The following is a 22,444-nucleotide window of genomic DNA, read 5'->3' as shown; positions in this document are numbered from 1 at the left end:
GGGCCGGCCCTTGGGCGGCGGCACGCCGAAGGCGCAACGTGGTTGCTACTTCCCCTTGCCCAGGCGGCTAGCCAAGGTTTCGACGATGTCCACCACCATCGCCCGGTCGGCACTGCCCATCCGGGCGAGCAACTGCGCCAGGTGATGGGCCTGGTCGGAAGCTCGGGAACTCGTCTCCGTGACGAGATCAGCAATATTGCAGCCGAAGATCTCGGCCAGCTCGCCCAGGCGCACCACGGTGGGCAGCGCCACCCCGCGCTCCATGCGCGATACGGCTTCCACGCCGATGCCCAGGTGCTCGGCCACCTGTTCCTGGGTCAACCCGCAGGCCCCCCGGCGCTTCGCAATGGCCCGGCCCACTCCCTCGGCCAAGCGCCTTTCCTCTGTTCCTGGCATATGCCCTCCAAACACCGACTGGAATGGTTGGGCATCAGCTTTATGAGATGAAGTGCTTTTTGGGTTGTTATTCGACCCATTAAGTCGACATTTCTGTGCTTACATTCCCCGCGTTCACCCTGAAAATGAAAACTCACCACCTATGAAAGCATTTCCCCTGCTCATCCTCTGGTTTTTCTTGGCCATCGTCGTCGGCCTCGCCGCCAAGTCCTCCGGCCGCAGCTTCCTGCTCTGGCTGCTCATCTCGCTGGTTGCCTCTCCGGTCCTGGGCTTCCTGCTCCTGCACGCCACAAAGGGAAAGTAGGCCGTGATCATCGTCCTGCCTCTCTTCATTGCCTATATGGCTATGTTCGCCGTCGTTGGCATCAAGGCAAAACGCATGGGCCGCAGCACCCTATGGTGGCTTTTTCTGTCGCTCGTCCTCACCCCGATCATCACCTTCATCATGCTGCGCGGCGATCAAGTGAAGGCGCGGCGGATGCAGGGAAAGGCCGATGCCCTCAAGAATTGACCCTCCCTTTCACTCACATGGAAGTACCAATCATGAAAATCCAACAAACCCTGCTTGCCATCGGTTTGGCGGGTGTTTGCGCGTTGTCGTTCGCGGACGAAGCGCCTTTCGATGTCTCGCTGTATACCGAGCAGGGCGTTCCCATCGTTCTGCTTGAGTCCGTGGCCAACGAGGTCGTGCTAACCGGCTTCAATGTGAACCGGGGCAACTGCAAGAACGTCAAGCTGGGCGGCATCTACCCCTTGCCCCTGGCCTTCAAGTTCGGGGACGGCGTCAAGCTCTTCGCGCACATGTGCAGCGTGAAGGAGGTCACCGTGGTCACGAACCTGGGGACCTACGCCTATTCGTTCGGGCGGACGGCGGAATCGTCAGCCGCGCAGGCTCAGCCAGCCCCGCAGCCGGCGCGATCCTCTGCCAGCAGCAAAGGCCAAGCCTGCCTGGATGCCAGAATCGAGGAGGCTCAAAGAGTCGGCTATGCCATCAGGTATGACGTGATGAATGAGTGGCGGGAGGAGTGCGGGCTGCCGCCGGATTGATGGGAGAGTCCGAGGCAGGCTGCGGACTGCTTGCAGAGTGCCGGGGATTCCCGGCACTCTGCAAAAGTCATCTTTTTTTGTCTCAGGGTGGCCATCAGGCTTAGCCAGTGCCGGCCGGCGGAGGGATGATTGGGAACCTGCAAGTTCTTGCGGAACGGCTCGCTGCCGGGGGCGTGTCGGAGAGGTCCACGCGGGAAACAGCTCTCGGCAAAGACCGCTTCCGGCCATGAGCCGTCGCTGATGGAGTCAAGAAGCAGACACTCAACGTTTGACATGAGAGGCCAGGCCCGGCAAGCCGGGCCTGGCCTGGCCTCTCGATGGAAGAGTTAGGCGTCACCATCTCCGCCTTGGATTCTCATTGATCTCAATATCACCTGTTTCCAGATCGAAGTAAGACACATCGGAAATGGCACCCGTTTTAGGGTCAAGCGTGACCTTTGCCGTACCAGAGAGCGGTGAGCTTTCGATCACCCAGGCTTCTTCTTCGTGATAGTCGTCGCCGTAGTGATCCCACTCGTTCCATTCCAACAGGTGCTCTGCTTCCAGTTCGCAATCAAAGGTGATGGTGCATTCACCGGCCCCAATTCCGACCACACGAACATCGTCGACAGAGACGCCATGAAGCTTTGTCCGCTTCACTTTGTACTCGCGGTCTGAGTGGTAGTAGTCAAGCTCATCAGCTGCTTCGGTGGCGGCCTCTTCGATTGTGCTCAGGTCATTGAGGAGAGACTCGCGGATCTTGTCGAGCTTCTTGCTATCACTAAGCAGCAGCTCAGTTAGCGTGGGAAGTGATTTGAAGTACAGAAGCGAAGAGAATCGGTCGCACGCAAGCTTCATGTCACTGTCTTCAGACACAACAGCGATGGTGTCCCCTGTTTTGCGTGCGTGTGCTTCGATGATTGCAATTGCGAAGGCGTCAGGGAACTCCTTTCGCTTCTTTCCCTCCCGAAAGGGAGGGGTTATGCGGTCATACCAGTGCATCACCGCCTTCAAGTTGACGCCGCTGTAGTCGAGCTTGATGAGATTGAAGTTCTTCAAGAACTCTTCCCATTCCGTCTTAGCGATCCGCATGACTTCCCAGTCCGTCATGTATGAAGTTTGCTTTGGCGGGAAGTGCTTCCACTTTGACAAGAATGGTGCCCTGCGTCGTGCATCTTCAAGCGCTTTTAGTGCTTCCTGTGAGCGCTCTCGGATTTGCCGCACTACCTCGCTCTCTGTTGCCTCAGGCAGGAGTAGCTTTAGATCATGTTTCTTGGCCAGCGGGATAAATGTCGTCAGAGCGGCCGACGAAAAGTTGTATTGCTGACCAGCTAGGACGCTGGTGTCGAGGAAGACGGCAGTTGGAAGTGACATGTGGCTTGTGACGCCTAACGTAATGTAGACCGCACCAAGCCGCAGGCCATATCTGGCGCGTGCGGTCTAAACTGGCACGATAAAACGCGGAAAGGGCTTGTAGCCGTCGCTTGACGGCGCGCATGCTGTATGAAAATGCAGTGCTTAATCAGCCATGAAACCGCCTCCCCTCCTGTGTTGCGCGCCGCACGGTTGCTGGACCAAGTCGGTGAGTGTCACGAGTCGGCCAAGAACGGACTTTCACGAGTATCTGCTTACAGTCAGCAGTCGTGATGGTGGCGCACTTCCTTACCGTTGGCCCATGAGATAAAGAAGCGCCTGTCCATTTCGAGCAAGCATTTCCGCCGCTTCATCGGAGGATGTCGCCCACAGCGAAGCAAGGCCCTCGGCAGTCTGGGACGTGTTCCAAGGCAAGATTGATTTGCCCCCAACCTTGGCAAAGGGACCATCGCTTTCTGGCACAACGCGGTCTTGCGGCATCGCTGCCGCCAAGGCCCGGCCATTCGCAGATTCGAACATCGCCGGCCCGATGCTGAACCAACACCCGTGCGCCGCGGCGTCCTTCAGTTCAGATGTGCTTCCGGAAAACCAGTGCATGACGGCCGTGCCGAAGTTCGGATGCCGCTCGAACTCCGCCAATACGTCCCTGACTGCGCGGCGGGAATGGACACTGAGCGTTCTGCCTCCCAACTCCGCGCACCGGGCGATGACCGCGCCGAAAATCTTGCGCTGGACTTCGTAGTGGGCTTTGAAACGAGGTGACCCATCAAGGCCCACCTCACCGACCGCCTTGACGCCAGCAATCTGTTCCAGTAGCAGGTCTAGTTCTGCTGCGCGCTCGTGGGCAATTTCGGGATGGAGCCCGGGTGTGATGAGCACTGAGGGCAACGGCGCCAGCGTTCGCGACGTCGCCGCAAATGCCTTAGGACTCGTGGTCACCAACCAGGTGAACTTATTGCGGCGAGCGGCCTCGCGGTAGACCTCCCTCGCACTAGGGTAGAGGTCGAGGTGGCAGTGAAAGTCCATCACAGGAGTCCCTCCGCTTGGAGCAACGCCTCCAGTTCACCAAAACCAGCTTGGAGCACCCGCCGATATGAACCACGCTCACCAGGCGCAGCAAACGCGAGCGTGGCGCCAAGGAAGCGGTCCAACCCCTGTTCACGCACCGACAATACAGCCAGTGCTGCCGCCATAGGGTCGTCCGGGCCGCTGGACTTGTCAGAACCGGCTAGCGAGGGGAAGGCATAGGTAGTCCTGTCGCGGCCATGGCCCCAGGCGAGAAACGCTGCTCGTCGAATCATGCAAGGAACACAGCGGCCACAGTGCGTTCGGTTGTAGGTTCGGTACCGTCCGCAGCTCGTGGAATCTGAGGAAACGGTATTAAGCAACGTCTGGTTCGTGCATTCGCGCAGCATTTCGCCCTTCGTCTTGAACCGGTACGGCAGCTCGAGCCGTACGCCGATGCCCAGCACTTCGAGCAACTCCTGCAGCATTGCTATGAACAGCGGGTGCGTCGTGCGCGTGCTTAGGCTGGAGACTCGCCCAGGGACGAGGGGCGGATTGACGCAGATGAAGCCGTTCTCGGGGACAAACACCTGCACGGGCTGGCCGGCAATCTTGGATGCCGCGATCACGGCGAACCCGTAGAACGCCAAAGACCGACCGCGCGTCGAGGGCTCCCGACTGCCGGTAAAGTTGATGCCATGGCTCCACTGCATGTGAGTGGCCCCACCGCCGAGGAGCGTGGCGTACCGGCGTTGGCGCTCGGAATCCTCGTGGGCCAACTGCGAGACGAACGCCGGCCGTCGCCCACGGGTCACCAGGTCGATGCCCCCAACAAGGCTGTCCAGACCGCCCGACAGAAGCGAGATGCAATCGTGGGCCAACGGCTGGGGTCTACCGTTCGGAGGCGCAACCCCGCCCTCGACGAAGTGAAGCGTCCAATAGTCCCCCGTCAGAACCTTCAACATCCGTTCGACGTGGGCCTTCCAAGGCGCCCACCGAAGGGGTTCATGCAAGCCGACCGTGAGTTCGATGGTCCGAGTCCAGCCGTCCGCACTGGTGTTCCGCAAGCAGCAAAGGTCGGCTGCGCAAACCGACAAACAGAACTGCACGAAATCCCAAGCCTGAGCGCTTGGAGCGAATCCCTTGCGCTTCAACGACCCACGCCAGCCCTGCGCGATGGTCCCAACTCCGGCGCGCTTGGCACTCTTGAAGAGCGTGAACGCGCGCTCGCCGTCTGCGAGTGTCGCGGGCAAGTGGTCGACCGACGTGCATAGCACCTTCGTCATGATGCGAACACCTCCATTGCCGACCGCAGAACGTCACGGGCGAGCCGCTTGGGGTCCAGCCCCGTTCCACCGAGCTGCTCCATGACGACACGAACTTCCGATTGCACGTACTCCCGCACATCCTTCCGAAAGAGCTGGACTTGTTGCGGGTCGTGCCTCAGCCGCTCGTAGGTTTGACCAAGCTGTAGGTCCATTCGATTGCAGACATCGTTGGCGATGGTGATGGCCATGACATCGTGAATCTGCGCATCCGTGAGGTTGAAGACGTCGATGTCGGGATTGAGTTCGTAGAGCAACCCAAGCGCCTCGGCTGCGGCGTTGCGCAGCGATTCGTCGTCCACGCTGCCTGTATCGGGCATGACCTCCTTGACCAGTTCCAGGATGAGGTCGTCAGCAGCGAGACTCGCAGCGCGTGTTCGATTTACCCAGTCAACAACCTGCGGGTCAGACCCATCGCGGGCGGACGCCAAGAACTGCCCCAGGGCACCTGCGCCCTGAGCCGTGCCTCGCATGGTGGAAGCCGCGCGCCGCGCACCGCCCATGCCCTTGGTAACCATGCTCTTGGCCGCGGCGCGCAACGAGTCGCGTCCGCCACCGCCAAGAGCGGCGGACATCTTGGAACGCGCGTCGGCGAACCGGCGACTGGGCGCGAAAGCCTCATCCGGCGCCGCTCGCTCGCCGGCTGCGGCGGGCCCCTCGGCTCCGGCTTCGGTGCCCGTGTCAGCAGGCTCGGGGTCGCCACCATCGCCTGAGCCGTCGGCGGCATCGTCGCCGCCGGCAGGCGCCGGTTCTGGCGTCAGCCATTCCGGGTCAAACGGCGAGCCGGCTTTGCCGCCGGAGCTTGACGTTGAGGTTCCCACTATCGGGTCCCCCGCTTCGCCTGCTGGATGGCCGCCTTAGTGGGTTTCTCCACCGAAGAGTCTGCCTCCCACTTCTCGAGGGTGGGGCGTGCCCACGTCTGCGAGTACAGGAGGGGGACGACGCCAGGACCAACTTTCCCGACCGGTGCTTCTGCCAAGAGTGCCGCAGCCTGGGCAGCCAGCTCCGGGTAAACCTTACAGGGCTCGATGAGCGGAACGACGTCCTCACCCGAGCGCCACGTCCGCATCGCGGCCTTCAGCTGCCAAGCTTTGCCCATGGCCATCCCTGCCTGGATGGCGCCAGCGGCTCGGATGGCCTCTGTGAGCGGTGCGTTCGATGCAGTTGCAGCGACCAGGGCGTCGCGCAACGCTCGCCCTTGGTCGGTCATGTTGTCCGCGCCAAAGTCCCGAGTCGCCGTATCCCTGCTCAAGTGCAGTAGGGGGCGGAGGTCTACGTTACCGAGCGGCGGTTTGAGCTGCAGCCATTCGCACGAAAAGGGGTCATCCTTGAAAGGCTCGGGGAGGGGCGTGCCGGCCGCCGCCGCGGCTTCCGCTTCACGCAAGACTGTCACTCGCCCGTCAGCTTCCGCCGAGACCCTTGCAGCCAGGGCGTTGGCCAGCGTCTCGTCGCATCGTTCGACAAGGTGCCACTTTGCAAGAGAAGGGATGTCGAGGTCGATGCCCTGCGGGGCAGCTAAGGCCGACCGGAGGTAGACCGTGTTCAGAAATCGCTTCATCAGCCGCGGGTTCGCGTTTACGGCGCTCGACTGGGTAAGCAGCGGAGCCAACCCTTCAGCAAGTTGCATCAACTCGAGCATGGCTGTGTTGCCCAAGCCGACAAGGCTTTGCAAGAATTCGGACGTGACGGCGTCACCTTTCCAGCTGCTTTGCAGGCGCTTTGGGATAGCTTCCTTTGCTGCGTCGAATCCGACCTTTTCGAAAACGCCGTCAGCATGGGCACGCTCCATCAACAGCAAGGCTAGGTATGCCTTTGCTTCATTGATACCGAGTCGCGGAACGTGCAGCGGAACCTGGATGAGCTTGTCGAAGTAGTTCGTTGCAACTTCGCTCGAGATGCCGGTCCCTTCGAAGTGCACCCGCACCGCGCCTCGAATGAACTCGTTATCGGCCGCCACCACGAACGCGCTGCGCTTGAGGAAGAGGAGGAGGCGAATCGATTCCAGCGTGGAAATGGCGGTCTTGGGCAGGCAGCGGTCTAGGTCGTCCACGAAGACGACCAACGTGACCTTCAGCTCTTCGAGCAGTTCTTCGAGGGCATTGCGGAACGCCTGAATCTCATTGGGCAATGAGACCGGCTCTGCGGGCTTGAGCAGATCATTGGGCATCCCCTTGTCGGTGCCCGTTTCCTTCTTCTCGCCTTCTCCGTCGCCCGACTCCTTCGCGTCGCCGTCCCCGCCAACTCCGAAGAACCCAGCAGCCTTCATGACCGCGGAGCCGATGCTGCCGACAGGCACACCTGTGTAAAGCGTCACGGCGGCTTCACCACCCATCTGCGCGAGGCGAAGGAAGTTGATGCGCTTGAGGAGGCGCTTCGCCTTCTTTAGCAGGGGCTCGTTCTTGGCCGCCAGCCGCAGGACCTCATCGCCAACCAGCTGCAGCAGCGCACCTCGGGCACCCTCGAAGTCCTGGTAAAGCCACGGGTTGAACGTGACAATGACGTAGGTGTTGGTCCCCGGGGCATCGGCTTGTTTCAGCCGGCCTTCAATCATCCTGACCAACGAGGTCTTGCCGACACCCCAGCCGCCAGAGACGCCGACCGAAATCGGTGTGCCGTTCGCTTGTTGGAGGAGTTTCGCGCACGCGTCCGCTACGACACCAAAATTCAAGTAGTCGACGGTCGTTTCGTTATCTGACCACATTTCAAATTGTATCTGACTCTGCCGAGTTGTCTGATATTACTTCTGATCTGTCGCGACGGCACGCGGCGCTCTCAAGAACGTTGAACGTCCACTTCCGGACAGACTGTTTAGCCTACGACCGCTGTGGGTCGGGAGCGGTCATTCTGCTACAACGTGCAGAACGATCCCAACGGCTCGAAAGTGAGAGTCAACGATACGTTTGTGACTGGGGAAAGCTCCCAGGGCAGGTTACGGGCTGCTTGCAGAACGCAGTCCCCTCGGCACTCTCATGAGACATCTTTTTGGGTTCAGCATAGAGCGCGTTATCTCATCCCGTCCGGTATCAGCACGTCTGCTCTTTGCGTCCAAATCCGTCCAAGAGAAGCCAAGTCTTTGAGGGGTAGTTTTGGGGGTATGCGTTCATACGAAAAACCGAAAAGCCCAAGCTTCATGCGGCTTTCACGCAACAATAGGAATGACACCCTCCGGGATTTGGAGAACCGCCACATGCGCACGATTGGCTCGATCCATGATGTCAGCGTAGCAACCAAGGCCCTTAGCGTTGCCCCGCTGGTCGGCGGCAAGCGCCTGCCGCAGCTCTTCTATACCTGCAAGCGCCGCTTTAGCGAGGCGCCGCGCGTGAAGGTAGCCAAGGTCAACGGCCAACCGGCCTTGCCGCGTTTTTCATCGACGGCCGCCTGAAGTCCGTGCAATCCTACGAAACCAACGACCAGCGCATCCCGCAGGTGCCAGCGCAACACAACCCCAACAAGCTCGCACACATCACGGCAACCTGAACGCAGACCTGACCGCCCCCCAGCGGCCCATCGCATCAACACCACGCCAGCGACATAACGTGATCTATTTCTTGCTGCTACCCGTGAACGCCGCCGTGATCCCCAGGCCGATCAGCAACGCCCCGCCCAGATAACGCTCGGCGGCCAGATAGCCGCGGCTTTGCCGCAGCCATCGCCCCGCCGCGCTGGCCGCCAGCGCATAACAGGCGTCGCTGACCAGCCCGAGCGCGGTGAACAGCAAGCCCAGGAAAACGATCTGCATGGCCACGTGACCACGCCCGACGTCGACGAACTGCGGCAGGAACGCCAGGAAAAACAAGGCGGTCTTGGGGTTGAGCAGATTCACGATGAAGCCGTCCCGATACAGGCGCGCGTAGCGCCGCCGCCGCGGTGCGGCGTCGATGGCGGCCGGCGTTGGCGGCGTGCAGAGCTTTTTCAGGCCCAGCCACACGAGATAGGCTGCGCCGGCGTACTTGACGATGCCGAACGCCAGCGCCGAGGACGCCAGCAGGGCCGACAAGCCCAGCGCGGCGGCCCCCACGTGCACCAGCGTCGCGGTATGGATGCCCAGGTCCGACACCAGCCCGGCTCGGCGGCCCTGCTCGATCGACTGCGCAACGATGTACAGCACCGACGGGCCGGGAATCACAAGCAACACCAGCGCGGCGCTGACGAACAGCGCCAGGTTTGCGGGATTGGGAATCACGAATTCCATGGACGGCTCCGGCAACAGGAACGAAGCTGAATCAGGGGCGACGGGCGGCCATCAGCCGGTCCAGCGCATTGGCGAAGGCGCGCCGATCCGCCTGGCTGAGCGCCGAGGGGCCGCCCGTATCCACGCCGGCGCTGCGCAGCTCTTCCATCATATCGCGCATCGACAGGCGCTCTCGTATGGTGTCGTCGGTATAGCGCTCGCCGCGCGGGCTGAGCACCAGCGCCTGCTTCTCCAGCACCTGGGCCGCCAGGGGAATGTCGCCGGTGATGACCAGGTCGCCCGCGTTCGCGTGCTCGACGATGTAGTCGTCGGCCACGTCGAAGCCGCGCGGCACCTGGACGGCGCGGATCAGCGGCGACGGCGGCGTGCGCAGCATCTGGTTGGCCACCAGCGTCAGCGGCCGCTGCCAGCGCTGCGCCGCGCGATACAGGATGTCCTTGATCACCGCGGGGCAGGCGTCGGCGTCAACCCAGATGTGCATGCGTTAGGCCTGAAGGAATCGGCTGTTGCCCGCGGCGCACACGCGCCGGGGTGATGAGCTTTTACCACGTCCTGGCCCTGCCGCCTCGTGGCCCGGACAGCGTGCCCCGCTTCAATAGCGCAACGACGCCTCCCTGCCCGCCGACGCCGCCTGGGCCAGCGCCCTCGTGATGATGCTGGTCGACACATTGGCGAAGTACCGCGCGCCCAGGGCGCCGTATTTCTGCTCGTCGGCCGGCGTCAGCGCGATGATGCCCGGGCACTTGCCGGCCGCCGCGATGGCCTTCAGGCCTTGCGCGATGGCCTGCTGCACCGGCTCGGCGTTCCAGTCGCTGCCGTGGCCCATGGCGTGGGCCAGGTCGTTGGGGCCGATGAACACCGCATCCACGCCGTCCACGGCGGCGATTTCCGCGGCCGCGGCGATCGCCTCCGGCGTCTCCACCATGGGAATGAAGGCGATGCCCTCGTTGCTGCGCTGGGTGTGCGCCGCGCCGCCGAACGCCCCATAGCCCGCCGCCCGCGTGCTGAACGCGCTGCCCCGCCGCCCCAGCGGCGGATAGCGGACCATGTCCACCAGCCGCCGCGCCTGCTGCGCGCTTTGCACCATGGGCACCTGCACGGCGCTCGCGCCCATGTCCAGGATGCGCGGCAGGTCGTGCTCGAAGCAGCGCACCACCGGCACGATGCCCGCGGCGCGAGCCGCGCGCAGCATGTGCTCGGTCGCGCCCAGGTCGGCGCTGCCATGCTCGTTGTCCAGGATGATGAAATCGAAGCCGGCAAACGCGCACATCTCGACGATGGCGGGGCTGGGCAGGCCGTTGAACACGGCCCGCAGCGGCTTGCCGCTACGCAGCATGCCGGGCAGCCGGCCATCCAGGGGAAAACGGGTATCGCTCATGTATGTCTCCATATAGCCAGGCAGGGCAGGATCAATCGGCCTGGATGCCGGCATCCTGGATCACCTTGCCCCATTTGTCGATCTCGCTGCGCTGGAACTGCGTGAATTCCTCCGAGCCCCGGCCGTCGGGCGCCACGCCCAGCGTCAGCAGCTTGGCACGGACTTCGGGATCCTGGACCGCGGCCGCGATCTCGCGCGCCAGGCGATCCACCACCGGCGCGGGCGTTCCCGCGGGCGCGAAGATGCCCTGCCACGACTGCATTTCGAATCCCGGCAGGCCCAGCTCGGCCAGCGGCTTGGCTTGCGGCAGGTCGGGCAGCACCGAGGCCGCCGTCACGCCAAGCACCTTCACGCGCTTGGAATCGATCATCGGCCGGGCCGCGGCCACGGTCTCGAACACCATGTCGATCTGCCCGCCAATCAGGTCCACCATCGCCTGCGAACCGCCCTTGTAGACGATCTGGCGCAGGCGGGTATCCGAGATGGACTGGAACAGCTGGCCCGACAGGTGCTGCGAAGTGCCTGCGCCGGCCGTGCCGTAGGTCAGCGCGTCGGGCTGCGCGCGCGCCGCGTCGATCACCTGCTGCACCGTGTCGAAGGGGCTGTCGGCCCGGACCACCAGCGCGTTGCTGACCATGCCGACCAAGGCCACTGGCGTAAAGTCCTTGACCGGGTCGTAGCCCAGCGACTTGATGAAGAAGGGATTGACCGCGTGGGTCGTGATGGTTCCGCCCATGATGGTGTAGCCGTCGGGCTCGGCGCGGGCGGTATGTTGCGTGCCGATGATGCCCGACACGCCCGGCTTGTTCTCGACCACCACCGACTGCCCCAGCCGTGCGCTCAGTTGCTCGGCCATCAGCCGCGCCACGCCGTCGGACACGCCGCCGGGCGAGAACGGCACGATATAGCGGATGGTCTTGGTCGGCCAGGCGCCCGCGCCGTCCTGGGCGTGGGCCGGGGCGGCCACAAAGCCGAGCGCCACGGTGGCGATCAGGGTACGTACAAAGGTGCTGCGCATGCGGTTGTCTCCTGTAGATGAAGTCATAGACCGGGTCCGCACCCGGTTCATGGTTGTGGAAATCGTGAAAGGAAAAAAGCGTTCACGGCGCCGCCCTGACGGTGGCCCGTTCGATGAGTTCGCAAGGCACGACGATATCGCGCGGACGCAATTCGGCGTGCATCTGCTCGCGCAGCAGGCTTACCGTGGCCTCGACCATCGGCTCGACCTGCTGGCGCACCGTCGTCAGCCGATAGGCGCCCCAGGCGGCCTGGGGCACATCGTCGAACCCGACGACCGCCACGTCCTCGGGAACGCGCAAGCCCAGCTCCTGGCGCAGCACATCCAGCGCCGCGATGGCCATGTGGTCGTTGCCGGCGAACAGCGCATCCGGCGGCTCGCCGGCAAAAAGGCGGCGCACCGCCGATTGCGCGCGGTCGAAGTCGTAGTGCCCCACTTCGCGGCAATGCACGTCGTGCCCCAGCCGGCGCAATGCGTCGCGATAGCCGCGTTCGCGCTCGATGCTGGTGGAAGAATCTTCCAGCCCGGCCAGAAAGCCGAACCGGCGATAGCCGCGCTCGACCAGCAGCCGCGCCACCAATTGCCCGCCGGCATGATTGTCCGAGGTCACCGAACTGCTGGCGTAGCGCGCCAGCCCGCCCAGGATGGAGACGCGGTTGAACTGCACCACCGGCACGCCCACCTCGGCGCAACCACGCGCGATGTTCGGCGAGAGCATGGCCGAGGCCATGACGATGCCGTCGACCTGGTACTGCAGGATCTCGGCCAGCACGCCGTCAGCCGCCTCGTCGACCTCGGCGATGAACATCAGCACGTGGTAGCCCTCTTTCTGGAGCTTCTGCGAGAGCTTCTCGATGACCAGCGGGTAGAACTGGTTTTCCAGGTAGCTCATCACCAGCGCCACGATGCGGCTGCGCCGCGTGATCAGGCTGCGCGCCAGCGCATTGGGGCGATAGCCCAGCTTCTGCGCGGCGGCCAGGACCTTGCGGCGCGTCTGCTCCGATACGCTGGCGCCAGGCGTGAACGTGCGGCTGACGGCCGATTGCGAGACCTGCGCGAGGTCCGCCACGTCCTGGGCGCGCGGCGAGGTCTTCACGCGGCCGTCCATCCCGCATCCAGCATCAGCGCGCTGCCAGTCATCAGGCTGGAGGCATCGCTGGCCAGGAAGACGATGGCGCCCATCACCTCCTCGAGCCGGCCGACGCGCCCCAGTGCGGTGCGCGCGCACACCCAATCCCGAAAGCCCGGCTGCGCCAGCATGCCGGCGGTCATGGGCGTCTCGATGAAGGTCGGGCACACGGTATTCACGCGGATGCCGCCGGCGCCCAGCTCCCAGGCCAGGGCCCGCGTCATGCCTTCCAGCGCATGCTTGCTCGCGCAGTACAAGGTCCGGCGGGGGCTGCCCACATGGCCCATCTGCGAGGACACGTTGATGATCGAGCCGGGCCGGCCCGCGTCCAGCAACCGGCGCGCCACGGCGCGGCTGGTGTAGAAGGCGGCCTTCACGTTCAGGTCCAGCACCGCGTCGATGTCCTCGTCGCACTGCTCGACCAGCGGCTTGGGGCGGTTCATCCCGGCGTTGTTCACCAGGATGTCGAAGGGCTCGGCGCTGGCCACCGCGCGCTCGACCGCGCCGGAATCCGTCACGTCCAGCACCAGCGCCGCGCAGCCGATCCCCTCGGCACGCAGGGCTTCGCAGACCTGCTCAAGTTCGGCCGGGCGGCGGGCGGCCACGGTGACGTGCGCCCCCGCGCGGCCCAGGGCCGCGGCCGCTGCCAGCCCGATGCCGCCGCTGCCGCCCGTCACCAGGGCACGGCGGCCCTCCACGCGAAAACTCGGTCCGACCGGCAACGCCATCATGCCTTGGCCTCGACGGGCTGGTACCACGGCAGATCGGGCCGGTCGCCGTAACGGCGCACGCGGATATTGGCCTGCTCGCCATGGCCGGCAAAGTTCTCCATGTGGCACAGGCGCGAGCAATACTCACCCATCGTGGCGCTGGCCGCGTCGGTCAGCACGCGCTGGTAGGTGCAGGTCTTCAGGAACTTGCCCACCCACAGGCCGCCGGTGTAGCGGGCATTGCGGTTGGTCGGCAGCGTGTGGTTGGTGCCGATCACCTTGTCGCCGAAGCTGACGTTGGTGCGCGGCCCCAGGAACAGCGCGCCGTAGTTGGTCATGTTGTCCAGGAAGTAGTCCGGGTCGCGGGTCATCACCTGCACATGCTCGAACGCCAGCTCGTCGGCCACCTGCAGCATTTCCTCATCGGTGTCGCACACGATCACCTCGCCGCAGTCGGCCCAGCTCTTGGCCGCGATGCCGGCCGTCGGCAGGATGGCCAGTTGACGCTCGACTTCGGCCAGCGTGTCCTTGGCCAGTTGCTCGCTATTGGTCAGCAGCACCGCGGGCGAAGTCGGGCCGTGCTCGGCCTGGCCGAGCAGGTCGACGGCGCACAGCTCGCCATCCACGCTGTCGTCGGCGATCACCAGCGTTTCCGTGGGGCCGGCGAACAGGTCGATGCCTACGCGGCCGTACAACTGCCGCTTGGCCTCGGCCACGAACATGTTGCCCGGGCCGACCAGCATGTCCACGGGCGCCACGCTGGGCGTGCCCACCGCCATGGCCACCACGCCCTGCACGCCGCCCAGCACCAGAATCTCGTCGGCGCCGGCCATGTCCATGGCCGTGACGATGGCCGGATGAGGCTTGCCCTGGTAGGGCGGCGCCGTGGACACGACGCGCGGCACGCCGGCCACCTTGGCAGTCAGCACGCTCATGTGGGCGGACGCCAGCAAGGGGTACTTGCCGCCGGGGATGTAGCAGCCCACCGCGTTCACGGGGATGTGCTTGTGCCCCAGCACCACGCCGGGATAGGTTTCGACCTCGACATCCTTCATGCAGTCGCGCTGGATCTGCGCGAAGTTGCGCACCTGCTTCTGCGCGAAGGCGATGTCCTCGATCTCGCGCGGCGAGAGCTGCTTGCGCGCGGCCTCGATCTCGGCGCGCGACAGACGAAAGTCGGCCGGGTCCCAGTTGTCGAAGGTGCGGCTGTACTCGCGCACGGCTTCGTCGCCACGGGTTTCGATGTCGCGGATGATGCCTTCGACGGTGGCGCGCACCTTGGCGTCATCGTCGGTCTTTACGGCGGCGGTTCGGCCGCGCTTCAAATAGCGGATCATGGTTGGCTGGCCCTGCAAAAGTGGTTAGTCGGCAAAGTGACCGGCACTTTTGATGCTTTGCATACGTATGCAAATAGGGAAAAACCCGCACACTTGGCCTGACACCCTAGCGTCCCACCCTGTCCAGACTCAAAGCACAGGACAACGGGGCTGGCCGTAGTCCACGATATAGACTAGACCCGCCAAGCGATCCCGGCCCGTTTTCAGCATGCAGGCTGCGGAATTCACGTAGGCCTGCGTATTGCCCGGCGAATTTTCAACCAGTTTGCACCAGCCTTGCCGGTAGGCAAGCCAGTCTTGCTGTGATTGAGCGAGCAGCGCGCGGTCTTCCGCATGGCAATAGGCCTGCGCCGAGCGAGCAAGAATGCGCTCGATCTGTGCATCGACCTGGCTGCTGATCTCCAGCAGGCAATCGCCGATCATCGCGCCGGCGATTTCCCGGTAACGCGGGTCTTCGCGGCATTGGCGAACGTCTTGTGCCACATCATCCTGGGCGGCGGCCTGACCGGCCAGCGCCATGCCGCAGGCCACGCAGACGGCCGCCACCCCATGCGCGGCAATGTCCATCGCTTTGGTGCCGGCCTTCATGGCTGCGTCAGGCAAGGGCAGGAATGCAGCGTCAAGGGGCACGGCCCTCCTGGATTGCCGCGGGCTTGCTGGGTGCGCCGGCTTGCAGCCAGTGCATGGCTTTTCTTTCGTCTTTCGGCACACCGTCTCCCTTGGCGTGGATCATTGCCGCCTGCACGGCTGCCGTCGCGAAGCCTTCATTGGCGGCACGTTCGTAGTACTGCAAGGCGCGCCTGGTGTCTTTGGGGACACCCAGGCCATAGTGCCAATATTGGCCAACCATATACATTGCCGTCGGCTGCCCCTTGTCGGCTGCCTGCTGATACCAGCGCAGCGCGGATTGGCGGTCCTTCCGGTCGTTGTAGTAATGGCCCGCCAGGAGCATGCCCGTCGTGTTGCCTGCCTGCGCAGCCTTGACACTCCAGTCCAACGCCCGCTCCTTGTCGCCCCGGCCATCGCGCTCTCTCAAGACATAAGCCAGAACCCCCATCGCCACGGGGTCTCCCGCTTTTGCCGGGTGCGCGAAGGCATCGGCCGCCTTGTCCAGGTTGCGGTTTTCATCGTGCACCAGGTACAGCTGTCCGATATTTTTCCAGGCGGCGCCATGCCCCATGGCGGCGGCCTTTCTATACCAGGACTCCGCCATGCCGAGATCGCGCGGCACGCCGTAGCCCTGCTCATGGAACCAGCCCATCGTGTAGACAGCGTAGGTATACCCGGCTGCCGCGGCCTGCCGGTTCGCAGCCGCGGCGTCCGCATAACGATAGGCTTTCTGGTAGCCGCGCCCCAACTGGTACAGCAGGCGGGGATGGCCTGGATGATCCAACAAGGCCTGTTCGCAGGCCGCGATGGCGGCGGATGCCTTCAGGTCGTCCCATTTGACAGGGACCACGCCTTGGGCTCGCTGGCTGTCATCCTCGGCGGCGGCCTCGCGGTCGCACGCAGTGGCTTGGATCTCGGCCACCGGCTGCGGAGCAGCGGTTCGCATGCCGCCAAGCAAGCTGTCGAGGGAAAGACTCGTTACGCCCAACCCGCCTTGGCCGGCGCAGCCGGCCAGCATCAGCGTGGCCAGCACTGGGAGGGTGGCGCTTTTCACGGCTCAGCGTCCCGGGTCTACCACTTCGCAGTACCCGCCGCCCCCCGGGCGCGACGTCCAGCCGCAGTTATCCCGGGACGTTGAGCCCGCTCCGGTACCTGTACCTTCGCGGGCATCGAGCGTCATCTGCTGTATGCGCAGTCGTTGCAGCTCTGCCTGGCGTGCCGCATCGTCGCGCGCCTGCTGCGCTTGCCGTGCGGCCTGCTGTTGCTGCATCTGCTGCAAGGTGCGTTGCTCCTGCTGGTAGCCGGATTGCCGTTGCGCCGGAGCATTCTGCTGCATGCCCGCCATCGACGATCCAACCGCGCCCAGGACGTTGGCGACGGTGCCCAGCGCGTTCCAGAAGCCTTGCGAGGCCGATTCGCTGCGCGCCTGTGATACCTGGGCCGCGCGGGCTTGCGCCACGCGGGCGTCATGGGAAGCCTGCAGGCTGGCGACGGTTTGCGGGCGCCGCTGCGGGCCGCTGGCGATGCCCAGCTGGCATTGCAGCGAACGCGCCAGGGCCAATTGGACCTCGTGGGCTTCGCGGCCTTGCTCGTAGAGCAGTTGAATGTTGGCCAGCATGGGGGTGTCGGGGTCGGCGACGATGGATTCCATCGCCTGGAACCATTTCATGTTGGCGGCAAGCTGTTCATTGGTTTGCGCCAGCAACACCCCGGCCCCGCCGCTGCGTTGCGCCAGCGCGGCAACGTCGAAGGCATAGCCTCCGGCGGTCCTGCGCATGCCGTACTCGGCCGCAGTGGCGCCCGATATGCCTTCGAGCGAGACGGAGCAGGCGCTGGCCTGCGCCGCAGCATGCCAGCTAAAACTCGCGATCAAGCCGACCGCAGGCAGGCACGCAGCCCGTGCAAGCGCTGAAAGCAAGAAGGCAGGCAGACGAAGCTTAGGCATCGCACATCCTTATGATTGCGAGCCTGTTGCGCGACGCTTCGGTTGCAGCTGTGGCACCTTACGGCGCCAAGCGAAACAGCAACAGGAGATGGAAGTATCTGCTTACGACCGGACCCATCATAGTTTCCATCCTTGTCTTAAACAACCCCGGCGCGTCCTACTGCAGCGACCTTCCCAACTCCTCCAGCATCCACCGCTTGAACACCTCGATGGCATGCTTGCGCCGCGTGCTCTTGGAGTAGGTCAGGAAATGCCCCGTGTAGCGAATCTCTTTCTCCATGCCTGCCAGCGGCCGCACCAGCCGGCCGCTGCGGATTTCCTTCTCGGCCAGCAGGGTCGATTCCAGCGCCACCCCCAAACCGTCGGCCGCCGCGGCGATCACCATGAAGCTGCGGTCCAGCCGTGCACCATGCAGCGCCGGCGTGGGCAGGCCGTTCAGCTCGAACCAAGCCGGCCAGCGGATTTTCTTGATGTCGCTCTGGATCAGCGGCATGTGCAGCAGATCGGCCGGCGCGCGGATGCGCTGGGCCAGCGCCGGGGAACATAGAGGCGTGAGCAACTCCTGCCCCAGGGGTACGACCACCTGGCCTTCGCTGCGCGGCTGCCCATAGACCACGTCCAGGTCGAACTCGTTGTATTCGAAGCGCGCATAGTCGGTGTTGGCAGCCAGCCGCAAGTCGATCTGCGGATGCGCCGACAGGAACTGCGGCAGCCGCGGCAGCAGCCACTGCGCCGCGAAGCTGGGCGCCGAATGCAGGCGTAGCATGGCCGGCCCGTGGCTGGCCACCAGTTCCATGCCGATGCGCAGCTCGTCCAGCCCGCGCGCGACGTGGCCAAAGAGCGTCTCGCCGTTGGGCGTCAGCGCGATGGCGCGGCCCGTGCGCAAGAACAGCTTGGTGCCCAAGGCATCCTCCAGCCCCCGGATGGCATGGCTGATGGCGCTGGGCGACAGGCAAAGTTCGTGCGCGGCCGCACGAAACGAGCCGGTACGCGCGGCCGCCTCGAAAGTGCGCAGCATGGACAGCGGCAACGTGCGCAATGCGTCCGCAGCGCCTTGCCGGGAGGCGTTCATTTGTTCTCCCTATGATGAATCAGATTCATCTACAGATGCAATATTACCGTTTGTTGAGCCGCAAACAGGTGGATAGGATTCATCTCGTGCGCACCCTGCGTGACGCATCCTCCCACACAAGAGCACAGGAGACAGCATGCTGCTCGACAGCAAGATTGCCGTGATATCCGGCGCCGCCGGCGCACGCGGCATTGGCTACGCCACCGCCAGCCTCTTTGCCCAGCAAGGCGCGCAAGTCGTGATTCTGGACCTGGACAAGACAGCCAGCGCCGCGGCCGCCGCCGCGCTGCCAGGACAAGGCCACCTTGGCCTGGCGTGCGACGTCACGGACGCCGCCGCGTGCCGGGACGCCGCGCAGGCCGTTCTGGAACGATATGGGCGCATCGACGCGCTGGTAAACAACGCCGGCATCACGCAGCCGGTCAAGACCATGGAGATCGACCAGGCCAGCTGGGACCGCATCATGGACGTGAACCTGCGCGGCGTGCTGCTGCTCAGCCAGGCCTTCATTCCGCAGTTCCGCAAGCAGCGCGCCGGTTCGATCGCCTGCATGTCCTCGGTGTCGGCGCAACGGGGCGGCGGCATCTTTGGCGGCCCCCATTATTCCGCCGCCAAGGCCGGCGTGCTGGGACTGGCCAAGGCCATGGCACGCGAACTCGGCCCCGACAACGTGCGCGTGAACTGCGTGACGCCCGGCCTGATCGAGACCGACATCACCGGCGGCAAGCTGACCGAGGACATGCGCGCCGACATTCTCAAGGGGATCCCGCTCGGGCGCCTGGGCCAGGCGCGCGACGTGGCCAGCGCCTACCTGTTCCTGGCGTCGGACCTGTCGGCCTATGTCACGGGCGGGGTGATCGACGTCAATGGCGGCATGCTCATCCACGGCTAAGGAGCGAGACCATGACCGACACCTTATCCTCCCAAGGCACGGCGCGCCGGGCGCCCCCGGACGCAAGCCGCGGCGAACGGATCGCCCGGCTGCGGGAGGCGGCCTACCGCATCCGCCGCTATGCGCTGCGCATGGGCGAAGTCCAGGGTCAAGGCTATATCGGCCAGGCGCTGGGCATGGCGGAGATCCTGGCGGTGGCCTATGGCCACGCCCTGAACCTGCGTCCCGACGATCCCGACTGGGAAGGCCGCGACCGCTTCCTGCTCTCGCACGGGCACTATGCCATCGCCCTGTATGCCGCCCTGATCGAAGCCGGCGTCATTCCCGAAGCCGAGTTGGAAACCTACGGCAGCGACGACAGCCGCCTGCCCATGTCGGGCATGGCCGCCTATACCCCCGGCATGGAGATCTCCGGCGGCTCGCTGGGCCAGGGCCTGACCATCGCGGTGGGCATGGCGCTGGGCCTGCGGCTCAAGCGCAACCCCGCCTTCGTCTACAACTCCATGTCCGACGGCGAACTGGACGAGGGCGCGGTATGGGAAGCGGCGCTGTCGGCCGCGCACTACAAGCTCGACAAACTGATCTGCCTGGTGGACATCAACAACCAGCAGGCCGACGACCGTTCCAGCGCGGTGCTGGGTTTCGAGCCGCTGGCCGACAAATGGGCCGCCTTTGGATGGCACGTGCAGCGCGCGCCGGGTAACGACCTGGAAGCGGTGCTGGGCGCCTTCGACCGGGCCCGCGCGCACGAAGGCCCGCAGCCTCGCGTGATCCTGTTCGATACGCTGATGGGACGGGGCGTGCCCTTTCTCGAAGAACGCGAGAAAAACCACTTCATCCGGGTCGAAGAGCCCGAATGGCGCCAGGCCATCGAGATCCTGGATCGCCTGCATGCAGGAGAACGCGCATGAGCACCGCCGTCCGGCTGACCACCTCGGCCATGATCGCCTCCATCGCCGCCGAAGGGCAACCCACCCGCAGCGCGCCGTTCGGCAATGCCCTGGTCGAACTGGCGGCACAGCGGCCCGACATCGTGGGCATGACCGCCGACCTGGCCAAGTACACGGACCTGCACCTGTTCGCGCGGGAGTATCCCGAGCGCTTCTTCCAGATGGGCATGGCCGAGCAGTTGCTGATGGGCGCGGCCGGCGGCATGGCCAAGGAAGGCTACGTGCCGTTCGTAACGACCTATGCGGTGTTCGCGGCCCGGCGGGCCTACGACTTCATCCACCAGGTCATCGCCGAGGAAAACCTGGACGTCAAGATCGCCTGCGCGCTGCCTGGGCTGACCACCGGCTATGGTCCCAGCCACCAGGCTACCGAGGACATATCCATCCTGCGCGGCGTGCCGGGCCTGACGATCGTGGACCCATGCGATGCGCTGGACATCGAGCAGGCGGTGCCGGCCATCGCCGCCCATCGCGGACCGGTGTACATGCGCCTGCTGCGCGGCAAGGTGCCGCTGGTGCTGGACGCGTACGACTACCGGTTCGAACTGGGCCGCGCCAAGCTGCTGCGCGACGGCAAGGATGTCCTGGTGATCTCCAGCGGCATCCTTACCATGCGTGCGCTCGAAGCCGCGCAAGCGCTGGCCGGCGGCGCCGCCGACGTGGCCGTGCTGCACTCGCCCACCATCAAGCCCCTGGACGAGCAGACCATCCTGCGCGAGGCCAGGCGCGGCGGCCGGCTGGTGGTCGTGGCGGAAAACCACTCGGTGACCGGCGGCCTGGGCGAGGCCGTCGCGGGCCTGTTGCTGCGCGAAGGCGTGGCGCCCGCGCGCTTTCGCCAGATCGCCTTGCCCGACGCCTTCCTGGACGCAGGCGCCTTGCCCACGTTGCATGAGCGCTATGGCATTTCGGCCTCGGCCATCGCCGCGTCGATCAAGTCGTGGCTCTGACCCGGCCGGGGCGGCACGGTCCGCCCCGGTCCCAAGGGACGCGCCAGGACCGCGCGCGCCGCGCGCGGGTACATTCCCAAAGCCAAACAAGAGACAGGAGACAGCATGTCCAACACTAGCAGACGCCACTTCCTTGCCGCCGCCGGCATGGCGGCCGCCGCCCCCTTCTTTCCCGCCCTGGTGCGTCCCGCGCACGCGGCGGTGACATTGACGCTGGGCCACGGCGCCGCGCCGGGCAATCCTCGCGCCGTGGCGGCCGAGAAATTCGCCGAACTGGTGGCCGCCAAGACCCAGGGCGCAGTGCGCGTGAATATCGCCGGCGCCGAGCAGTTGGGCAGCGATGCCGCCATGCTGACCAGCCTGCGCACCGGCGCGCTGGATTTTTCGATAAACAGCCAGGGACCCGTGGGCAATCTGGTGCCGGAGATCAACGCCCTGGGGCTGCCCTTTCTGTTCCAGACCGCCGACCAGGCCACGCAAGTGCTCGAGGGCGACGTGGGCCAGGAACTGGCCCAGCGGATGGAGCCGGCCGGCATGACGCTGCTGAGCTGGTGGGACAACGGCATCCGCCATGTCACCAACAGCAAGCGGGCCGTGCAGACGCCGGCGGACCTGAAGGGCCTGAAATTGCGTGTCCCTTCCGATGTCATGCTGATGGACATCTTCAAGGCGCTTGGCGCCAGCACGGAGCAGATCGCCTTCGGCGAGCTGTACATCGCCCTGCAACAAGGCGTGGTCGACGGCCAGGAGAATCCGCTGGCCAACATCGAGAGCTCCAAGCTCTACGAAGTCAACCGCTACATCAGCCTGACTGGCCACGTATGGCAAAGCAATCCATTCCTGATGTCGCGCATCGCGCGCGCCAAGGTAGGCGCGCCCGAGCTGCAGGCCATCGGGCAGGCCGCCCAGGAAGCCGGCGCCCTGCAGCGCCAGCTGATGCGCGAGGCCGACACGCAGCTGCTGGCCAAGTACCGGGCCGACACGAGCCTGCATGTCAACGAGGTCGATCCGGCGCCTTTCCGCGAAGCCACCGCGCCGGTCGTCCAGGCCTGGCGCAACCGGAAGGGAGTCGGCCAGTTCGTGTCGCGCCTCGTGGACGCCGCGAGCGCCTGAGCTGCCGGTCGAATCGATAAACAGGA

The 22,444-nt window shown here is 64.8% G+C and carries 25 protein-coding genes; 8 read left to right on the top strand and 17 right to left on the bottom strand.

The features are described from left to right. Nucleotides 1-45 precede the first annotated feature (45 nt). Complete coding sequence (locus V8Z80_RS17175; protein ID WP_336062886.1) at nt 46-396, bottom strand: helix-turn-helix domain-containing protein; 351 nt, start codon at nt 394-396, stop codon at nt 46-48. Nucleotides 397-538: 142 nt separating this feature from the next. On the opposite strand from V8Z80_RS17175, the gene V8Z80_RS17170 reads away from it, so the two are divergent. From V8Z80_RS17170 to V8Z80_RS17160, 3 genes are read left to right on the top strand one after another with little or no spacing between them, the layout of a single operon-like run. Continuing rightward, nucleotides 539-700: a hypothetical protein gene (locus V8Z80_RS17170; RefSeq protein ID WP_336062885.1), complete on the top strand. Its 162-nt coding sequence runs from the start codon at nt 539-541 to the stop codon at nt 698-700. Nucleotides 701-703: 3 nt separating this feature from the next. Beyond that, nucleotides 704-907 (top strand): hypothetical protein, encoded by a 204-nt coding sequence (locus V8Z80_RS17165; protein WP_336062884.1) that lies wholly within the window; start codon nt 704-706, stop codon nt 905-907. Between the two features lie 32 nt (nt 908-939). Then, a complete protein-coding gene (locus V8Z80_RS17160) occupies nt 940-1,443 on the top strand; it encodes a hypothetical protein (protein WP_336062883.1) in 504 nt (167 codons plus the stop codon). 333 nt (nt 1,444-1,776) lie between these two features. Here the strand turns inward: V8Z80_RS17160 and V8Z80_RS17155 are convergent, their stop codons facing one another. The 5 genes from V8Z80_RS17155 to V8Z80_RS17135 form a co-directional block, all read right to left on the bottom strand. After that, complete coding sequence (locus V8Z80_RS17155; RefSeq protein WP_336062882.1) at nt 1,777-2,796, bottom strand: PIN domain-containing protein; 1,020 nt, start codon at nt 2,794-2,796, stop codon at nt 1,777-1,779. 288 nt (nt 2,797-3,084) lie between these two features. Further along, nucleotides 3,085-3,822 (bottom strand): Qat anti-phage system TatD family nuclease QatD, encoded by a 738-nt coding sequence (gene qatD / locus V8Z80_RS17150; RefSeq protein ID WP_336062904.1) that lies wholly within the window; start codon nt 3,820-3,822, stop codon nt 3,085-3,087. Next, nucleotides 3,822-5,087 (bottom strand): Qat anti-phage system QueC-like protein QatC, encoded by a 1,266-nt coding sequence (qatC, locus tag V8Z80_RS17145; RefSeq protein WP_336062881.1) that lies wholly within the window; start codon nt 5,085-5,087, stop codon nt 3,822-3,824. The genes qatD and qatC overlap by 1 nt, the downstream gene beginning before the upstream one ends. After that, the gene (gene qatB, locus V8Z80_RS17140) at nt 5,084-5,947 is read right to left on the bottom strand and encodes a Qat anti-phage system associated protein QatB (RefSeq protein WP_336062880.1); all 864 of its coding nucleotides are present in this window, start codon (nt 5,945-5,947) and stop codon (nt 5,084-5,086) included. Before qatB ends, qatC begins: the two co-directional genes overlap by 4 nt. Further along, on the bottom strand, nt 5,947-7,827 hold the full coding sequence (locus tag V8Z80_RS17135; RefSeq protein WP_336062879.1) for a KAP family P-loop NTPase fold protein: 1,881 nt from the start codon (nt 7,825-7,827) through the stop codon (nt 5,947-5,949). The genes qatB and V8Z80_RS17135 overlap by 1 nt, the downstream gene beginning before the upstream one ends. A gap of 486 nt (nt 7,828-8,313) precedes the next feature. Between V8Z80_RS17135 and V8Z80_RS17130 the strand changes: the two genes are divergently transcribed. After that, complete coding sequence (locus V8Z80_RS17130; protein ID WP_336062878.1) at nt 8,314-8,508, top strand: hypothetical protein; 195 nt, start codon at nt 8,314-8,316, stop codon at nt 8,506-8,508. A 159-nt stretch (nt 8,509-8,667) separates the two neighbouring features. On the opposite strand, the gene V8Z80_RS17125 is transcribed toward V8Z80_RS17130, so the two are convergent. The 11 genes from V8Z80_RS17125 to V8Z80_RS17075 all read right to left on the bottom strand — a co-directional run bounded on the left by V8Z80_RS17125 (nt 8,668) and on the right by V8Z80_RS17075 (nt 18,516). Then, nucleotides 8,668-9,318 (bottom strand): LysE family translocator, encoded by a 651-nt coding sequence (locus V8Z80_RS17125; protein ID WP_155197068.1) that lies wholly within the window; start codon nt 9,316-9,318, stop codon nt 8,668-8,670. Nucleotides 9,319-9,349: 31 nt separating this feature from the next. After that, the gene (locus tag V8Z80_RS17120) at nt 9,350-9,799 is read right to left on the bottom strand and encodes a YaiI/YqxD family protein (protein WP_336062877.1); all 450 of its coding nucleotides are present in this window, start codon (nt 9,797-9,799) and stop codon (nt 9,350-9,352) included. 111 nt (nt 9,800-9,910) lie between these two features. Beyond that, nucleotides 9,911-10,696: an HpcH/HpaI aldolase family protein gene (locus V8Z80_RS17115; RefSeq protein WP_155197066.1), complete on the bottom strand. Its 786-nt coding sequence runs from the start codon at nt 10,694-10,696 to the stop codon at nt 9,911-9,913. A 31-nt stretch (nt 10,697-10,727) separates the two neighbouring features. Then, a complete protein-coding gene (locus V8Z80_RS17110) occupies nt 10,728-11,714 on the bottom strand; it encodes a Bug family tripartite tricarboxylate transporter substrate binding protein (protein WP_336062876.1) in 987 nt (328 codons plus the stop codon). 82 nt (nt 11,715-11,796) lie between these two features. Beyond that, on the bottom strand, nt 11,797-12,822 hold the full coding sequence (locus V8Z80_RS17105) for a LacI family DNA-binding transcriptional regulator (RefSeq protein WP_442951993.1): 1,026 nt from the start codon (nt 12,820-12,822) through the stop codon (nt 11,797-11,799). Continuing rightward, complete coding sequence (locus V8Z80_RS17100; RefSeq protein ID WP_336062874.1) at nt 12,807-13,574, bottom strand: SDR family NAD(P)-dependent oxidoreductase; 768 nt, start codon at nt 13,572-13,574, stop codon at nt 12,807-12,809. Before V8Z80_RS17100 ends, V8Z80_RS17105 begins: the two co-directional genes overlap by 16 nt. After that, nucleotides 13,571-14,890, bottom strand: a complete 1,320-nt coding sequence (gene hisD / locus V8Z80_RS17095; protein WP_336062873.1) for a histidinol dehydrogenase — start codon at nt 14,888-14,890, stop codon at nt 13,571-13,573. Before hisD ends, V8Z80_RS17100 begins: the two co-directional genes overlap by 4 nt. A gap of 129 nt (nt 14,891-15,019) precedes the next feature. After that, on the bottom strand, nt 15,020-15,478 hold the full coding sequence (locus V8Z80_RS17090) for a lysozyme inhibitor LprI family protein (RefSeq protein ID WP_155197061.1): 459 nt from the start codon (nt 15,476-15,478) through the stop codon (nt 15,020-15,022). A 31-nt stretch (nt 15,479-15,509) separates the two neighbouring features. Then, on the bottom strand, nt 15,510-16,553 hold the full coding sequence (locus tag V8Z80_RS17085; RefSeq protein WP_336062872.1) for a tetratricopeptide repeat protein: 1,044 nt from the start codon (nt 16,551-16,553) through the stop codon (nt 15,510-15,512). Nucleotides 16,554-16,556: 3 nt separating this feature from the next. Beyond that, nucleotides 16,557-17,372 carry a hypothetical protein gene (locus V8Z80_RS17080; RefSeq protein WP_336062871.1) on the bottom strand — a complete coding sequence of 272 codons (816 nt, stop codon included), beginning with the start codon at nt 17,370-17,372 and terminating at the stop codon, nt 16,557-16,559. A gap of 229 nt (nt 17,373-17,601) precedes the next feature. Then, a complete protein-coding gene (locus tag V8Z80_RS17075; RefSeq protein ID WP_336062870.1) occupies nt 17,602-18,516 on the bottom strand; it encodes a LysR substrate-binding domain-containing protein in 915 nt (304 codons plus the stop codon). Between the two features lie 136 nt (nt 18,517-18,652). On the opposite strand from V8Z80_RS17075, the gene V8Z80_RS17070 reads away from it, so the two are divergent. From V8Z80_RS17070 to V8Z80_RS17055, 4 genes are all read left to right on the top strand, one after another. Next, complete coding sequence (locus tag V8Z80_RS17070) at nt 18,653-19,408, top strand: SDR family NAD(P)-dependent oxidoreductase (protein WP_336062869.1); 756 nt, start codon at nt 18,653-18,655, stop codon at nt 19,406-19,408. Between the two features lie 11 nt (nt 19,409-19,419). Then, nucleotides 19,420-20,319 (top strand): transketolase, encoded by a 900-nt coding sequence (locus tag V8Z80_RS17065; protein ID WP_336062868.1) that lies wholly within the window; start codon nt 19,420-19,422, stop codon nt 20,317-20,319. Beyond that, a complete protein-coding gene (locus V8Z80_RS17060) occupies nt 20,316-21,305 on the top strand; it encodes a transketolase family protein (protein ID WP_336062867.1) in 990 nt (329 codons plus the stop codon). Before V8Z80_RS17065 ends, V8Z80_RS17060 begins: the two co-directional genes overlap by 4 nt. 105 nt (nt 21,306-21,410) lie before the next feature. Further along, complete coding sequence (locus V8Z80_RS17055; RefSeq protein ID WP_336062866.1) at nt 21,411-22,418, top strand: TRAP transporter substrate-binding protein; 1,008 nt, start codon at nt 21,411-21,413, stop codon at nt 22,416-22,418. Nucleotides 22,419-22,444: the final 26 nt, after the last annotated feature.

This window comes from Orrella sp. JC864 (assembly GCF_037026685.1).
Lineage (GTDB): Bacteria > Pseudomonadota > Gammaproteobacteria > Burkholderiales > Burkholderiaceae_B > Orrella.
Note: the sequence above shows the minus strand (reverse complement) of the source record. Positions and strands in the feature narration are given on the sequence as shown.

Coding starts and splice junctions, on each gene's coding strand:
- V8Z80_RS17110 (WP_336062876.1), bottom strand. CDS start 11,714: ATGCGCAGCACCTTTGTACGTACCCTGATCGCCACCGTGGCGCTCGGC.
- V8Z80_RS17130 (WP_336062878.1), top strand. CDS start 8,314: ATGCGCACGATTGGCTCGATCCATGATGTCAGCGTAGCAACCAAGGCC.
- V8Z80_RS17100 (WP_336062874.1), bottom strand. CDS start 13,574: ATGATGGCGTTGCCGGTCGGACCGAGTTTTCGCGTGGAGGGCCGCCGT.
- qatD (WP_336062904.1), bottom strand. CDS start 3,822: ATGGACTTTCACTGCCACCTCGACCTCTACCCTAGTGCGAGGGAGGTC.
- qatC (WP_336062881.1), bottom strand. CDS start 5,087: ATGACGAAGGTGCTATGCACGTCGGTCGACCACTTGCCCGCGACACTC.
- V8Z80_RS17070 (WP_336062869.1), top strand. CDS start 18,653: ATGCTGCTCGACAGCAAGATTGCCGTGATATCCGGCGCCGCCGGCGCA.
- V8Z80_RS17125 (WP_155197068.1), bottom strand. CDS start 9,318: ATGGAATTCGTGATTCCCAATCCCGCAAACCTGGCGCTGTTCGTCAGC.
- V8Z80_RS17105 (WP_442951993.1), bottom strand. CDS start 12,822: ATGGACGGCCGCGTGAAGACCTCGCCGCGCGCCCAGGACGTGGCGGAC.
- V8Z80_RS17060 (WP_336062867.1), top strand. CDS start 20,316: ATGAGCACCGCCGTCCGGCTGACCACCTCGGCCATGATCGCCTCCATC.
- V8Z80_RS17160 (WP_336062883.1), top strand. CDS start 940: ATGAAAATCCAACAAACCCTGCTTGCCATCGGTTTGGCGGGTGTTTGC.
- V8Z80_RS17170 (WP_336062885.1), top strand. CDS start 539: ATGAAAGCATTTCCCCTGCTCATCCTCTGGTTTTTCTTGGCCATCGTC.
- V8Z80_RS17090 (WP_155197061.1), bottom strand. CDS start 15,478: ATGAAGGCCGGCACCAAAGCGATGGACATTGCCGCGCATGGGGTGGCG.
- V8Z80_RS17135 (WP_336062879.1), bottom strand. CDS start 7,827: ATGTGGTCAGATAACGAAACGACCGTCGACTACTTGAATTTTGGTGTC.
- hisD (WP_336062873.1), bottom strand. CDS start 14,890: ATGATCCGCTATTTGAAGCGCGGCCGAACCGCCGCCGTAAAGACCGAC.
- V8Z80_RS17075 (WP_336062870.1), bottom strand. CDS start 18,516: ATGAACGCCTCCCGGCAAGGCGCTGCGGACGCATTGCGCACGTTGCCG.
- V8Z80_RS17120 (WP_336062877.1), bottom strand. CDS start 9,799: ATGCACATCTGGGTTGACGCCGACGCCTGCCCCGCGGTGATCAAGGAC.
- V8Z80_RS17065 (WP_336062868.1), top strand. CDS start 19,420: ATGACCGACACCTTATCCTCCCAAGGCACGGCGCGCCGGGCGCCCCCG.
- V8Z80_RS17155 (WP_336062882.1), bottom strand. CDS start 2,796: ATGTCACTTCCAACTGCCGTCTTCCTCGACACCAGCGTCCTAGCTGGT.
- V8Z80_RS17055 (WP_336062866.1), top strand. CDS start 21,411: ATGTCCAACACTAGCAGACGCCACTTCCTTGCCGCCGCCGGCATGGCG.
- V8Z80_RS17115 (WP_155197066.1), bottom strand. CDS start 10,696: ATGAGCGATACCCGTTTTCCCCTGGATGGCCGGCTGCCCGGCATGCTG.
- V8Z80_RS17175 (WP_336062886.1), bottom strand. CDS start 396: ATGCCAGGAACAGAGGAAAGGCGCTTGGCCGAGGGAGTGGGCCGGGCC.